Raw genomic sequence first — 15,505 nt, 5'->3', positions numbered from 1 at the left:
AATGAAGATTGAAACGAGCACTGAGACAGTTCAAGTTAATGGATTAAAACTGTTGATTAGCTTTCGCTTCAATTTTTTTTTATTATTTTGAAAAAGAAATCTTCAAGTTCTTTTGTATTTTCAAATCTATTTAACGAATAGTTTGTTAAAATTAAAGTATTAGAAGATGAGGTACGATGATGAAACCAACAAAATTAGTTTTAGTAGACGGTAATAGCATTGCTTTTCGAGCTTTTTTTGCGATGCATAATGTCCTAGATAAATTTGTCACACCAGATGGATTGCATACTAATGCCATTTACGCGTTTAATAATATGTTAGATTTGATTCTTACTAAAAGTCAGCCGGATGAAATGTTGGTTGCGTTTGATGCAGGAAAAACGACTTTTCGCACCAAAATGTATTCGGAATATAAGGGAAATCGTCCCAGTACGCCACCGGAGTTTCGCGAACAATTGCCTTTTATTAAGCAGTTGTTAGTGGCCCGGGGCATTAAAACTTATGAGTTAGCTAATTATGAAGCTGATGATATTATTGGTACTGTGGCCAAACAAGCGCAAGCTTTGGGCTATGAGGTGCTAGTCGTGACCGGCGATCATGATTTGACACAACTAGTGACGGAGCAAATTACAGTTGCGGTAACTATTAAGGGTGTTTCTGATTTAGAATTTTATACACCTGAGCATTTTCAAGAAAAATTAGGAATTACTCCTACACAATTAATTGATTTAAAAGGTTTGATGGGCGATACTTCAGACCATTATCCTGGGGTTAATAAAGTTGGTGAAAAAACTGGACTGAAATTATTAAAGCAATATGGTTCGATGGAAAACTTATACGCTAACTTAGATACTATGAAGACCAGTAAGCTCAAGGAACATTTACAAGAAGATCGTGAAATGGCCTTTTTATCTAAAAAGTTAGCAACGATTGATTGTCAAGCACCAGTGACGATCTCTGTTGATCAATTAAGTTATGACGGTGATCAAACGGAAATGTTAATTGAATTTTATCGTAAATTGAATTTTCAATCATTTTTGAACAAAATGGATGTTCCACTAAATCCCATTGCCCAAGAAGCTAAAAAACAAGCTGCTTATCAAGAATTGACGTCTGCAACATTAGCTAGTTTTATGCAGGATCACCAACCAGCTAGCATTATTATTGAAATGTTAGATGATAATTATCATGAAGCACCAGTCATCGGCATTGCATTGGGCAATCAAGATACGATTTTAGTAACTGATCAAATAGCAGTTTTACAAAATTCTCTATTGAAAGACTGGCTCCAAGATCCGCAACAGGAAAAATATGTTTTCGATTATAAAAGAGACTTAGTAGCATTAAATCGTTATCAAGTTCAGTTGGCTGGTGTTAGTTTTGATGGGTTACTAGCGTCTTATTTGATTGATGTGAATGACAACGCTAATGATTTAGGTGAAATTGCCCAATCTTATGGTTATAATGATTTATTACCCGATGTTGAGGTATACGGCAAAGGTGCCAAGCGCGCTGTTCCAGAAGCTAAAAAATTATGCGATCATTTAGCCAATAAAGTAGCGGCTTTGAATTATCTCCAAACACAATTGCCGCAGCAATTACAACAGCATGATCAAGACCAATTGTTTGATGAAATCGAATTACCTCTAGCCCGAGTTCTAGGGAAGATGGAAATTGCGGGAATTAAAGTTGACGCGACCACCTTACAGCAGATGAAAGTGCAATTAGATGAGCGGTTAACAAATTTAGAAGCAGCTATTTATGATAAAGCTGGTCAAAAATTTAACATTAATTCTTCGCAACAATTAAGCAAAATTTTATTTGAAGAGATGGGCTTAAAGCCCATCAAAAAGACTAAAACGGGCTATTCCACTTCTGTAGATGTTTTGGAAAAATTAAAAGATCAAGCACCAATTATTGCGGATATTTTGGAATATCGCCAGGTCGCCAAAATTCAATCAACGTATGTGCTTGGTTTATTAAGTGCGATTGCCCCTGATGGCCGGGTTCATACTCGTTATTTACAAACACTGACGCAAACGGGACGGCTTTCGTCAATTGATCCCAATTTACAAAATATTCCTGCGCGTGATGAAGGACGTGCTATTCGTAAAGCGTTTGTACCTAAAGAGTCATCTTGGCAATTATTTTCCAGTGACTATTCCCAAATTGAATTACGGGTTTTGGCTCATTTATCAGGTGATGAGCATATGCAACAAGCCTTTCAAGCTGATTATGACATTCATGCGCACACGGCCATGAAAATTTTTAATTTGGATAGTATTGATGATGTGACTGCGAATATGCGCCGGAAGGCCAAAGCAACTAATTTTGGGATTGTTTACGGGATTAGTGATTATGGCTTAGCCAAAAATATTGGCATTTCCCGCCGTGAAGCGGCGGAGTTCATTCAAGCCTATTTTGAACAGTATCCCAAAGTGAAACAATACATGGATCAAATGGTGCAAAAAGCCCGCGAAGATGGTTATGTCGAAACAATTATGCACCGCCGGCGCTATCTGCCAGATATTCATGCAAAGAATTTTCACTTACGATCTTTTGCGGAACGGACAGCCATGAATACCCCGATTCAAGGTAGCGCTGCTGATATTATTAAGATTGCCATGATTAATATGCAACGGCAGTTGCAACAACAACATTTACAGGCACGAATGTTACTACAAGTGCATGATGAATTGATTTTTGAAGCTCCTAGTACGGAAATTCCCATTTTGCAAGAATTGGTGCCACACGTGATGGATACCGCTGTGAAGTTGGATGTACCTTTGAAAGTAGAATCAGCAGCTGGTCAAACATGGTTTGACGCGGAAGGATAAAATAATGCCAGAATTACCAGAAGTAGAAACAGTCCGTCGAGGCTTAAATCAATTAGTTAAAGGACAAAAGATTGTTAATATTGAGGTGCTGTATCCGAAGATTATCGTCAATCCCTTACCAGAATTTAAGAAAGATTTGATTGGTGCGACGATTACCGATGTGGGGCGCCGTGCTAAGTATTTACTATTTCATTTTGATAATGATTTGACAATGATTAGTCATTTACGAATGGAAGGTAAATATCAAGTTCGGGATCAAAAAAGTGATTTTGATAAGCATGTGCATATTATTTTTGAGCTAGCCAATGGCCAGTATTTAGGTTATCGTGATGTTCGCAAATTTGGGCGCATGGAAGTTGTGCCCCGAACTGATGAGTTAACTACTAAAGGAATTGCTAAACTAGGTCCGGAACCCTTAACGCCGCAGTATACCTATGATTCATTGGTTAGCGGTTTACAGCGTAAAAAGAAAAATATTAAAGCTGTGTTACTGGATCAGCAAGTAGTTTCAGGCTTAGGTAATATTTATGTCGATGAAGTTTTATGGATGGCTAAAATTCATCCCGAGCAACCAGCCAATCAATTAACTGACGAACAATTACAGGCATTATATCCGGCCATTGCGGATGAAATAAAAACCGCCATTGCCGCTGGCGGAACCACGATTCGCAGTTATGTTGATGCTACCGGTCAAAAGGGTCAATTTCAATTACAATTAAAAGTCTATGATCAAGAGGGCCACCCCTGCCAACGTTGTGGCACGGCCATTGAAAAAATTCGCGTGGCGGGCCGAGGAACACATTATTGCCCGCATTGTCAACGGTTGAATTAATGGGGCGTGCGATTGGAATTACCGGTGGTATCGCGAGTGGCAAAACAAGTGTCCGTCAATTACTTAATCAAGCGGGCTTTTTAGTAATTGATGCTGACCACATTGCTCACCAAATCTTGGATACCAAAACGCCAGCTTTTAAAAAAGTGGTCCAACAGTTTGGAACTCAGGTTTTAACTGCTGATGGGCAGTTGAATCGCTCTGCTTTGGGGCAAATCGTCTTTGCCGATGCGAAACAATTGGATTGCTTAAATCAAATTGTGCAACCAGCAATTCGTCAAGAATTGGTACGACAAATTCAACAAGCACAAGCAACTTCACAAACTGTTTTCTTTGAAATTCCACTTTTATTTGAGCAACATTATGAACAAATTGTGGATCAAGTTTTAGTGGTTTATGTAACCCAGCAAGTTCAATTACAACGTTTACAAGAAAGAAATCATTTAACAGTTCAACAAGCATGTAGTAGAATAAAAAGCCAATTACCACTTCAACAAAAATGTCAATTAGCCGATTTTGTTCTTGATAATACTGGTGATTGGCAGCACTTACAGCAACAAGTTGACCAGTTTTTACAACAAGTAATTAAGGAGTAAATTATGATTTGTCCTCAGTGTCAAAAAAATTCTTCTCGGGTTATTGATAGTCGCCCGAGTGACGAAGGCCGGGTGATTCGTCGGCGCCGTGAATGTGAAAATTGTGGATATCGGTTTACAACTTTTGAGCGGATTGAGCATACTCCCGTTTTGGTCATCAAAAAGAATGGTAATCGTGAAGAATTTAGTCGTGAAAAAATTTTACGGGGCATTGTGCGTGCCGCTGAAAAAAGACCAGTGACTTTAGAGGCGATGAATCAATTAGTTAGTAAAGTCGAAGCTAAGATCCAAGCAACGGGTGAAAGTGAAATCAATTCGCGCCAAATTGGTGAATTTGTGATGCAAGAATTAGCCGGTGTCGATGATATTGCCTATATCCGCTTTGCCAGCGTTTATCGTCAGTTTAAGGATATTAACGGTTTGATGCAGGAAGTACAAGAAATGATGTTAGCTCAAAAAAATCAGGCAGAAAGCGAGACAACTGACGATGACGCAAGCGATGATTGATCCACTGTGGGGCTATTGGGTAATTGGTAGTAGTACGCTCACACAATTGGATTATCAGGTTTTAATTGACTTATATCAACCCATTATTGGGAGTGATGCTTTGAGCTTGTATCAGTTATTGTGGCAGCATCAAGTCCCCTTAGTTTCCCAGCGCAAAGCGCATTCTCAACTTTTAAATTTATTGGATCTTGATAGCCAGCATTTTTATCAAGCGCGGATTAAATTAGAAGCCGTCGCTTTACTGCAGACTTTTCAAAGTAAAGATAGTTGGGGTGATTATTTAATCTATCAATTGCAAAGGCCACTAGCAGGTGCTAATTTTTTTCAAGATAGTATTTTAACCACTTATTTACAAGAAAAAATTGGTCAACCCGATTTTCAACAGTTATTTAAAAAGTATCATCCTCAACTCCGCAATTTAGACCAAGCCAAAGAAATTACGAAAAGTTTTTTGGAAGTATTTCACCTATCTCACAAAGTAGTAGATGCCAAAGTTGAGTCTGATGCTCAACTTTCTACTGTTAATCAGCCCAATTATCTACCGACGGAATTAGCGACTTTTGATTGGGATTTCTTAAAGATTACTGTGCGTTCATACCACGTTGCGCCCCAGCAAATTGATCAAAATCAGTCAGAGTTATTTAATTTGCATACTTTCTATGGCTTATCCGAAGTTGAATTAGCGCAGGCAATTGGGCAAACGCTAAATGTGCAAACTGATCAAATTGACTTGCGTCGTTTAAAGTCCTTGATTCAAAAGCAATATGAACAACGGGTTAATTTGAAGACTGCAGCTTTGCCTAGCGCAGCTAAAAGGCCACCGGTGACTAATTTATCCACTAGTCAAAAAAAATTAATCAAGGCCGCGCAGAACCAAGCGCCAGCAGAGTTTTTAGCTAATAAAAAGCACCAAAAAAATGGTTTTGTGGGTAGTTCTGAAACTAGTATTTTGCGGAAGTTACAGGCACGCATGGTTTTACCAGCGGAAGTAGTGAACATTTTGGTAAACTATGTTTTGGATAATTCGCCCACTTTAACGCAAGGTTTTGTGGAAAAAATTGCTAATGATTGGGTGCAGCACGGAATTAAGACCGCACCGCAGGCAATTAAATATTTACAGGACTTTCCGCAAAAGCAAACCAAGAAAAAACGTTCAACCACAAATAAAAAAGAGTCCGGAACTGATTGGTCCAAAACCCCAAGTCAACAGGTTAATTCCGAACAATTAGCGCAGATGCAACGGCAATTGCGACAGTTACAAGATCATTCTGAGTGAGGTTAGATAATGGAAAAGTTATCGCAATCATTAGCCAAAATCATTAAAGGCCACCAATGGCAAAATCATTATCAAGATTTATTAAGAAAAGCGTTAAGCGATGAGGATGTGCAACACTTTTTAACGGCACACAAAGACCAAATCACCCAGCCAATTTTACAAAAAGGCTTGGATGCTATTTATGAATTTGTGCAAGCTAAAAGCCATATGCAAGAATTTGCTGCGGGTTATCAGCCGCGGCTGATTTTTAAGAATCAAATGATTCAAGTTACCTATGCTCCTGATGCGCAATTGGTAGCACAAAAAAAGCAGCAACGCTTTGAACGAAACTTTATGACCATTGATATGGCAAGTGATATCCGGCAAGCGGATTTAACTGACTTTGGCACGGGCGCTAGTGGGCGGCAAACGGCGTTGATGGCTGCTTTGAAGTTTGTCTTGAATTATTCCAAAAATGAATTTACACCAGGCTTGTATTTATCAGGAGATTTTGGTGTTGGTAAAACTTATTTATTGGGAGCGATTGCCAAAGAGTTGGTTAATCAACAGGTGGCAGTTTTATTAATGCATTTTCCAACTTTCGCGGTGCAAATGAAGAATGCCATTTCTGATAATTCTGTCTTAACGCGGATTGACGAAATCAAAGCGGTACCGATTTTGATGTTGGATGATATTGGCGCTGACTCATTGAGTTCGTGGGTGCGAGATGAAGTTTTAGGAGTCATCTTACAATACCGGATGCAAGAGAAATTACCGACCTTTTTCTCCTCTAATTTTGCCATGAATGATTTACAAAAGCACTTGGCAGTCAACCAACGTGGTGATCAAGAACCAGTGAAAGCAGCACGGATTATGGAGCGCATTCGCTTTTTAGCACGAGAGGTGGTCTTATCAGGACCCAACCGGCGCTTTCAGAAATAATTATGGATTGTAACTTGCAAAATTGAAAAGCGCGTGGTTTAATATGGACATAGTCATAAAGCTTGGACTGCAGGGAGAGTTAGCCAGAGACTGAAAGCAACTCATTAAAAGCTGAACCATTACATTGATGTTAATAAGTACGTGGTTGGTCGCATTAAAGACTGTGAGATAAAGTTTGGTTACTTTAATGTGGGTGGAACCGCGTCAATGACGTCCCTTAGACAATTTGTCTAAGGGACTTTTTTATTTGTAGGAGGATAAAAATGTCCCAAATTTCTTTAGAATTTCCTGATGGCTCAAAACGTGATTTTGAACAAGCAATCACACCATTAGAGGTTGCTGGTTCTATTAGTAACAGTTTGAAAAAGCAAGCCGTAGCGGCCAAAATTAACGGTACTTTAGTGGATATTAAACGTCCAATTACACAATCTGCTAAGATTGAAATTGTGACAAATAAAGATGCAGCAGCTGCTGAAGTGGCGCGCAATACCGCCATTTTCTTGTTAGAAGCAGCGCTCAAGCAAAAATATCCGGATTTACATTTAGGTGAACAAGCAGTGAATGATGACGGCTTTTTTGTGGATACTGATAAAGCCGGCAGTCAAGTCAGTGCTGATGAATTGAGTGCTTTACAGGAACAGATGGCACATTTCATTAAAGCTAATCAACCAATTGAACGCCAATTAATGGATAAGAGTGTTTTGGTGGAGCAATTCCAAGCTGATCCTTACCAAACAGAGATTTTAAAATCCATTGATAGTGTGCAAATTCCAGTCTTTAAAATGGGCGACTTTGTGAGCTTTGGTGAGACCGCACTTTTTCCTAAAGCGAGTGATTTAAAACATTATCAATTATTATCCGTTGCCGGAGCTTATTGGCAAGGGAAATCCAGTAATCCGATGTTGCAACGAATTTACGGTACAGCGTTCTTAAATGATGAAGATTTGCAAGCTGACTTAAAACGGCGGGCCGAAATTAAAGAACGTGATCATCGGACGATTGGTCGCGATTTAGATTTATTCTTCGTTGATCCTAAGGTTGGTGCCGGCTTAGCTTATTGGATGCCAAAAGGGGCGACCATTCGGCGGACCATTGAACGTTATATTATTGACAAAGAAATTGCTGCGGGTTATGAACATGTTTATACGCCTGTGTTGATGAATTTAGATACGTATAAGACTTCTGGTCACTGGGATCATTATCGCGAAGACATGTTCCCACCAATGGATATGGGCGATGGCGAAATGTTAGAATTACGGCCAATGAATTGCCCTTCACATATTCAGATTTATAAGCACCATATTCGTTCTTATCGAGAATTGCCGATTCGGATTGCTGAATTAGGTATGATGCACCGTTATGAAAAATCGGGTGCTTTATCTGGATTACAACGGGTGCGGGAAATGACCTTGAATGATGGTCATACCTTTGTTGCTTTAGATCAAATTCAAGATGAATTCAAAAAAGTTTTGCAATTAATGATGGATGTTTATCAAGATTTCAACATTGAAAATTATACTTTCCGTTTGAGTTATCGGGATCCTGCCAATACGGAAAAATATTTTGATGATGATGAAATGTGGGATCGTTCGCAAGGCATGCTCAAAGCAGCTATGGATGATTTGGGCTTGGATTATTATGAAGCTGAAGGTGAAGCAGCCTTTTACGGTCCAAAGTTAGATGTACAAACTAAGACGGCTTTGGGTAATGAAGAAACGCTCTCGACGATTCAATTGGACTTTATGCAACCTGAAAAATTCAATTTGAGTTATGTGGGTGAAGATGGTCAAGAACACCGGCCAGTGATGATTCACCGGGGCGTGATTTCTACCATGGAACGCTTCATTGCTTATCTGATTGAAATGTATAAGGGCGCCTTTCCAACTTGGTTGTCACCAATTCAAGTTGAAATTATCCCTGTTAATAATAAATATCATTTAGATTATGCTAAAGATTTACAAACGAAGATGCGCCAACAAGGTTTGCGAGTTAATGTTGATGCTCGTAACGAAAAAATGAATTACAAGATTCGTGAAGCGCAAACGCAAAAGGTTCCTTATACGGTGGTTGTTGGGGATCAAGAAGTGCAGAATGCGAAAGTTTCTGTGCGGAAGTACGGGGAGCAAGACAGCGTTGAAGAAGATATTAATATGTTTGTGGATAGCGTGATTGCTGATGTTAAGAATTATTCACGAACGGGTAATGAATAATAATCTGGTAAAGGATTTATTTTGCCTCAGACTAAAGGTTTAGGCACAAATCCATTACTTGTATCATAAATATTTAAGTTCTATAAAATTGAGACTGGGCCAAAAGTGTGTAGCAGTTGAGCATAGACTGTTGACTTTTGGAACGCAATAATTAATGTTTGCAGCGTTTTAGAAAACGTAGGAGCATTAATCTTGTTGCCCCAGTCTCTTTTTGTGTGCCAAAAAGTTTAAGTAACAAAGCAGAATTAACTTGTACAAAATTATCATAATACAATAATTGTTGATCTTAATCAAAGATTTAGATTAGTAAAGAAAAAATATTTTTAATTTATTTGAACGTGGAATTTGACTAGATAGAATTAATCTAATCATTAGTCAATTGGTGTATTATAATAACTTTAAAAACGTATCAATAGTTAATTTTTAACTAATATAAAGTCAAAAAAAGAAATTGAAGAAGAGATTACAAAGTTAGGACTTAATATGCTTGTGTGAGGTCAATGAGTAATTTTTAATTAGCAAATAAGTGCTTGGTTAAATTACAGATGATTAAAACGGAGGACTTTTCGATGAATAATAAATATTCTAAAATCGTGACCTTATTTGTCTTATTATTTGGATTTTTATTGCTTCAAAGTTCCAATTTGCAAGCTAAGACTTTGAAGCCACACACTGACTTTAGTCAAACAATACATACAGCTAATGATCTCTTGACCAGTCCACAGAACTTCAGTTCACTAACGTCGAGCAGTGCTAGGCAAAGTCGCGATCTCTTAAAAACTAAGCCAGCAATTAGTAACTTTACAGCTTTAACAGCGCCGGTCAGTGGAGTAGCAGGTACTTGTCCGTGGACCCTTGATGTTGATGGTACACTAACGGTGGGCGCGGGTACGTTAGATACTTACGGTTATTATAGAGATGTTAATACTAATTTTACTTACGAAGGTGAAAGTTGGTTGGAGCATAACAGTAATATCAAAAAAGTAGTTCTGCAACCAGGAGTTCAACTCCCAACTAACTGTGCCTATGTTTTTGCTAATTTAATATATTGTACTGAAATTGATGGCTTAGACAAGTTGGATACGAGTCAGGTTACTAATATGGCCAGTATGTTTTATAGGTGCTCCAAGCTTAGTGAACTAGACTTGAGTAACTTTGATGTCAGTCACGTTACTGATATGAGTTATATGTTCGATTATGTGGCTACGGGCAATATATTAAATGTTAATTTAAGTGGCTGGAAGACCAGTCAATTAAAAAATACTTCTGGCATGTTTATTGGAGATGATTTGACTGATTTTAATTTTCAAAATATTGACACTTCTAACGTCACTAGTATGGATTATATGTTTAATAGCGTTACGTGTACTGGAACATTGGATCTGAGATCTTTGGATACTTCTAATGTTACTACAATGTCAAACATGTTTGGTTATTCGCAAATTAGTGCTGCTGATTTAAAAGGATTTGATACAAGTAAAGTTACTGATATGAGTTATATGTTTAGAAATTCGGAATTTCAAAAACTAGATTTGAGTAATTGGGATACCAGTCAGGTCTATAATTTGGCAGCAATGTTTGACGAATGTCAACAATTGACGAAATTAAATGTCGGTGGCAAATTTGGAACATTTAGCAGTAGTCAACCTGTAATCACCAATAGTGACCTCGATGGTTCGAGTTTGTTTTTAGGTTGTTCCAAGTTGATCAATTTAAATCTGACTACATGGCGAACAGAGAACGTGATTAGTATGAAAAGTTGGTTTAAAGATTGTTCTGATTTGCAATCTATTACATGGAATAAGAAATGGTTTAATACCAGTAACGTAACTGTTATGTCTTTCATGTTTTACGGTTGTAGCAGTTTATTAAGGTTAGATGTCAGCGGTTTTGAAACAAGTAATGTTACATCCATGCCTTCTATGTTTTATGGATGTAGCAGTTTACCAAGTTTGGATGTGAGTGATTTTGAAACAAGTAATGTTACGTCCATGTCTTCTATGTTTTATGGCTGTAGCAGTTTACCAAGTTTAGATGTGAGTGATTTTGATACTAGCAATGTTACTGATATGTCTTCTATGTTTAGTGTCTGTAGCAGTTTACCAAGTTTAGATGTGAGTGATTTTGATACAAGTAATGTTAAATCCATGTCTTCTATGTTTTATGGCTGTAGCAGTTTACCAAGTTTAGACGTAAGTAAATTTGATACTAGCAATGTTAAGGATATATCTTCTATGTTTAGTGGCTGTAGCAGTTTACCAAGTTTAGATTTAAGTAATTTTGACACCAGAAAAGTCACTGATATGTCTCACATTTTTTATGCATGTGAAAATTTAACCAATTTAGATTTAAGTAGTTTTGACACTAGTCAAGTTACTGATATTTCTGATATGTTCTATAATTGTAGAAGCTTACCAAGTTTAGATTTAAGTAGTTTTGACACCAGTCAAGTTATTAGAATGTTTTATATGTTCTATAACTGTAGCAGTTTGACCCATTTAGACGTCAGCAACTTTAACACCAGTAAGGTTGTTGATATGGAAAGCATGTTCTCTGGTTGTAGCAATTTAACGAGTTTAGATTTAAGTAAATTCGATACCACTAAAGTTCAGTACAAAGAATCTATTTTATATTTTACGCAAGGTGATCATAATTTGTGGAAAATTAAAGTAAGTTCTAAGGTGCTCTTTCCTAATGCCTATCATTATAGCTCTAGTAGTAAGTACGATTGGTATAATGATTATGTAGACATGCCACAATTAGGTTTGACTTTTCAAGATGGCGCTTATCAATATAAAGTTTTAGGTCAGGCTGGGCAAAAGACCGGCGCTTGGCAAGCCGTGGGTGCAGGAACGGACCATCACCCAACTGGGACCATTTATCCGACCCGAGATTCATTGGATGATGATTTTTTACGTAATGCTAATCGTCCGAGTCAAGATCAAGATTCGGACGCCAGTAAGGGAAATCCTACGCAAACTTTAGTCTGGCAGCATCAGTTAAAGAATCAAACACCGCAAGTAAGGTTTGGGACATTGGGCACTACAAATATGGACCTAGAATATTGCCATGATTATCAAGATAAGAGTTTGCCCGCTATACAACTAAGCGGAAGCGTGATTGATAACGATAGTTCTCGAGTACAGTTGTATTATGCCATTGATCCGGTAGATACGACGCCAACTTTAGCTGAGATTGAAAGCTATCAAAAATTACAGCCCACACCTTTGACTATTCAAGATCCGTCATTGGCGCAATCTTGGACAGCAAATATTATTGATCAGACTGATTTAAAGACTTTAGCCACTCCCAAAGCTGGTGGTCATCAAATTAAAATTTATGCTGTGGATAGTGGGGGGCAATTCACTAATGAAAATCCGCAGGCTTCAACAGCAGCAACAGTTAATGTAGCAGAGAATAGTATTGTTCAGCTTAATTATTTGGATAATAATACGAACCAACCAATTTTTAATACCGATGAAAATGGAACCAAGCCTGCTAAGACGGTTGTCGGTGTGGTTGGCAAGCCGATAGATCCGACAGATCAAGCTAATTTTCCAACTGCAATTAAGACAAAGCATTATCGTTATACCTTAACTAACGCTTTAGAAATACCACCAGTTTTCCCAGCTATTACTACAGATCCCTTGTTACCATTAACACCTTATCAATTAGATTTGAAATATAATTCAGGTACGATGAACTTGATTGTGCCGGATACGCTAGACTTTGGCACCAAGATTGTACAAACGGCTAAGCAAGCTTACGATTTGCCGTATGATGCCACACGAACAGCATTAAAAGTAACGGACATGACGGGAGTACCGAGTTGGCAACTCAGTTTAGCGATTGCAGATTTCACTAGTGATCAAACGACAACGCCATTAACAGACATTTTCCAATATTTACCTGCTGGTAGTAGTACGCCAACTGCCATTTCGCAAACGCCGGCAGTAATTGATCAGTATGACAAGCATCATACGCTTGTTGATGGTTCTGGTAAGGCGGTTACTGATATTTCAACAGGTTGGTGGGATACTAGTCATCACCAAATCGCGGGTCCAAAGCTCGATTTGCGGCAATTACAAGTTCCAGTCTATAAAGCAGATTATCATGCTACAGCAACATGGTCGTTAGTCAACTCACTACAATAAAACAAGCTGTTAGTCTTGTGAGCGCAATTGTTTTCAGATTTAATGTTTTGAAATAAGAACTAATTATATATATGTAAATAAAAGGTTTATGTAAAGTAGTGTTGATAATTAATTTTGAACTAACTAGATTGGCAATTTACCTAGTTAGTTTTTTTCTTCTAACATATGAACAGTATTTAACTATTATTTCTGGCTAGATTATTAAAATGATAGCGCTTATTATAAATGACAGGGACAACTTTGTATTGATTACTCAATGATACAAGGTTTAATCCTAGAGATAAGAGTTTTAATTTCAGTATTAAGAAGATCATTGGGAGGTTGTTTGAATGAAGATTCAGACTTTTTCGTTAAAAGCTGATAATCCAGCAGTGACGTTGACAACGTATTTACTAGATGATTCAAGCGAAACTATTAATGGTGGTAATCGGCCTGCCATTATTATTTGTCCGGGTGGTGGCTATTTTAATTGTTCAGATCGCGAGGCGGAACCCATTGCTTTAAAATTTAATGCATTGGGTTATCATGCCTTTGTTTTACGATATAGTACTTATAATGATGGTTCCGCAGATTTACCGGATTTAGTTGATTTACCACCGAAAAAAGAGCGATTATTTCCACAACAGTTATTAGAATTAGGCCAGGCTATGGTTTTGGTCAAGAAAAACGCAGCAAAATGGCATGTGGATCCACAAAAAGTGGCCGTTTGTGGCTTTTCCGCTGGTGGACATAATGCCGCTTTGTACGCAACTAATTGGCATCGTGCTTGGTTTACCAAGCATTTTGGAGCCGATAAGAATTTATTACAACCAGCGGCTTGCATTTTAGGTTATGCTTTAACAGATTATGTTATGTTGAATCAACAAATTAAAGAAGTTATGCAAGGAATGGATCAGCAGTTTATGAAGGCGTCGATGGTCGCTCTATTAGGTCAAGAAGAACCTTCATTAGACCAATTACAACAAACTAGCCCGGTTTTACAAGTTGACCAAAATACGCCTGCTACTTTTATTTGGGCGACTGCGGATGATCCGTTGGTTTCATCATTACATTCGTTGAAATTTGCAACAGCCCTAAAAGAACAGAATATTCCGTTTGAATTACATTTGTTTGAACATGGTGCGCACGGTTTGAGCTTGGCCACGCAGGCGACTGCTGCTTCGCAAAGTCAAATTGTAAGCGATGTTGCCCTGTGGTTTGATTTGTGTGCTACTTGGTTACAAAAACGTTTTGCGTTGCCGTTACCCAAGTTGAGTGCTTTTGAACAAATGTTAGCTGACAATCAAAAAGCTTAGCTGGTATTGATTTTTTAACAAAAAAGCTCCCAATGTGGGAGCTCATACATAAACTAATCAATCATAATATCACCCGTACGGGAATCGGACCCGTAACTCCACCTTGAGAGGGTGGCGTCTTAACCATTTGACCAACGGGCAATCAAACAATAACTATCATACTGAAAAATCGATTGTTCGTCAAGCATTGTTTTACAAAGCCATCAGGATAGCTGCAAGATTGTTTAATAGATGTAAGCAAATATCACTTTTAATATTTTGGGTACGCACATAGAGTAATCCGAGTAATAAGCCGATGAGAAATTTAGATAAAAAATAGATAGGGTCTTTCGAGAGATGGACTAATCCGAATAAAACGGCGCTGATAAAAGCTCCGAGATATAAGTGATCAGCAAAAAACCAATTAATGATTAGGCCACGAAAAAGAATCTCTTCAGTAATTGGGGCAATGAAAATGGCATAGATCACAAATAAAACTGGAGATGCTTGGGCTAAGTGGAGTAAACTATTCACGTTGGTATTGTCAGTCGTTTTCATTAATGGTAGCAATACTAAATTGATAACGATTACTAAGACAAACGCAATACCAATCAATGTATAAGTGGGCTTAGATAGCTTGTGCGTAGGGAAAGTTTGGCTGTGTTGCAGTCCCCACCACATAATTGTGATGACTATTAAAATACTAAGACCAAAGCTTAACGTAATTTGGAAAGGAGCTAGGTGTTCTTTAGCAGTTAGTTGCAAAATAATTAAAGGTAATTGTTGTAATAAATAAAAAAAACATAGTCCTATAATTAAAAAAATTGTGGTAAGATAGTGGTTATTTTGATGCTTAAGTTTCATAAAATTAACCTTTCTAATTAAGGGAGTGGATTAA

The 15,505-nt window shown here is 37.8% G+C and carries 10 protein-coding genes and 1 tRNA gene; 9 read left to right on the top strand and 2 right to left on the bottom strand.

The window, feature by feature from the left end; genetic code table 11:
* The first annotated feature begins 176 nt into the window (after positions 1–176).
* The 9 genes from polA (at position 177) to AC3B6Y_RS01510 (ending at position 14,628) form a co-directional block, all read left to right on the top strand.
* Positions 177–2,837: a DNA polymerase I gene (polA, locus tag AC3B6Y_RS01550; RefSeq protein WP_489791200.1), complete on the top strand. Its 2,661-nt coding sequence runs from the start codon at positions 177–179 to the stop codon at positions 2,835–2,837.
* Between the two features lie 4 nt (positions 2,838–2,841).
* Positions 2,842–3,669 (top strand): bifunctional DNA-formamidopyrimidine glycosylase/DNA-(apurinic or apyrimidinic site) lyase, encoded by an 828-nt coding sequence (mutM, locus tag AC3B6Y_RS01545; RefSeq protein WP_489757761.1) that lies wholly within the window; start codon positions 2,842–2,844, stop codon positions 3,667–3,669.
* Complete coding sequence (coaE, locus tag AC3B6Y_RS01540) at positions 3,642–4,265, top strand: dephospho-CoA kinase (RefSeq protein ID WP_489757762.1); 624 nt, start codon at positions 3,642–3,644, stop codon at positions 4,263–4,265. Before mutM ends, coaE begins: the two co-directional genes overlap by 28 nt.
* 3 nt (positions 4,266–4,268) lie before the next feature.
* Entirely contained in the window at positions 4,269–4,772 is a 504-nt protein-coding gene (nrdR, locus tag AC3B6Y_RS01535) for a transcriptional regulator NrdR (protein WP_489757763.1), read from the top strand.
* Positions 4,753–6,048, top strand: a complete 1,296-nt coding sequence (locus AC3B6Y_RS01530; protein ID WP_489791199.1) for a DnaD domain protein — start codon at positions 4,753–4,755, stop codon at positions 6,046–6,048. The genes nrdR and AC3B6Y_RS01530 overlap by 20 nt, the downstream gene beginning before the upstream one ends.
* Positions 6,049–6,057: 9 nt before the next feature.
* Positions 6,058–6,969: a primosomal protein DnaI gene (gene dnaI, locus AC3B6Y_RS01525; protein ID WP_489769678.1), complete on the top strand. Its 912-nt coding sequence runs from the start codon at positions 6,058–6,060 to the stop codon at positions 6,967–6,969.
* A gap of 263 nt (positions 6,970–7,232) precedes the next feature.
* Positions 7,233–9,179, top strand: a complete 1,947-nt coding sequence (gene thrS / locus AC3B6Y_RS01520) for a threonine--tRNA ligase (protein ID WP_489791198.1) — start codon at positions 7,233–7,235, stop codon at positions 9,177–9,179.
* 569 nt (positions 9,180–9,748) lie between these two features.
* Positions 9,749–13,333, top strand: a complete 3,585-nt coding sequence (locus tag AC3B6Y_RS01515) for a BspA family leucine-rich repeat surface protein (protein ID WP_489791197.1) — start codon at positions 9,749–9,751, stop codon at positions 13,331–13,333.
* Positions 13,334–13,662: 329 nt separating this feature from the next.
* A complete protein-coding gene (locus AC3B6Y_RS01510) occupies positions 13,663–14,628 on the top strand; it encodes an alpha/beta hydrolase (protein WP_489775264.1) in 966 nt (321 codons plus the stop codon).
* Positions 14,629–14,697: 69 nt separating this feature from the next.
* On the opposite strand, the gene AC3B6Y_RS01505 is transcribed toward AC3B6Y_RS01510, so the two are convergent.
* A tRNA-Glu gene (locus AC3B6Y_RS01505) sits at positions 14,698–14,769 on the bottom strand.
* A gap of 51 nt (positions 14,770–14,820) precedes the next feature.
* Positions 14,821–15,471, bottom strand: coding sequence for a CPBP family intramembrane glutamic endopeptidase (locus AC3B6Y_RS01500; RefSeq protein ID WP_489775265.1), 651 nt, complete (start codon positions 15,469–15,471; stop codon positions 14,821–14,823).
* Positions 15,472–15,505 lie beyond the last annotated feature (34 nt).

Source organism: Bombilactobacillus sp. ESL1092, from assembly GCF_058107465.1.
The sequence above is the reverse complement of the archived record's forward strand: the minus strand, read 5'-3'. Positions and strand labels throughout refer to the sequence as shown.

Bases quoted from the DNA above. Each gene is read 5' to 3' on its own strand.
- polA (WP_489791200.1), top strand. From the start codon at position 177: ATGATGAAACCAACAAAATTAGTTTTAGTAGACGGTAATAGCATTGCT.
- mutM (WP_489757761.1), top strand. From the start codon at position 2,842: ATGCCAGAATTACCAGAAGTAGAAACAGTCCGTCGAGGCTTAAATCAA.
- nrdR (WP_489757763.1), top strand. From the start codon at position 4,269: ATGATTTGTCCTCAGTGTCAAAAAAATTCTTCTCGGGTTATTGATAGT.
- AC3B6Y_RS01530 (WP_489791199.1), top strand. From the start codon at position 4,753: ATGACGCAAGCGATGATTGATCCACTGTGGGGCTATTGGGTAATTGGT.
- dnaI (WP_489769678.1), top strand. From the start codon at position 6,058: ATGGAAAAGTTATCGCAATCATTAGCCAAAATCATTAAAGGCCACCAA.
- thrS (WP_489791198.1), top strand. From the start codon at position 7,233: ATGTCCCAAATTTCTTTAGAATTTCCTGATGGCTCAAAACGTGATTTT.
- AC3B6Y_RS01515 (WP_489791197.1), top strand. From the start codon at position 9,749: ATGAATAATAAATATTCTAAAATCGTGACCTTATTTGTCTTATTATTT.
- AC3B6Y_RS01510 (WP_489775264.1), top strand. From the start codon at position 13,663: ATGAAGATTCAGACTTTTTCGTTAAAAGCTGATAATCCAGCAGTGACG.
- AC3B6Y_RS01500 (WP_489775265.1), bottom strand. From the start codon at position 15,471: ATGAAACTTAAGCATCAAAATAACCACTATCTTACCACAATTTTTTTA.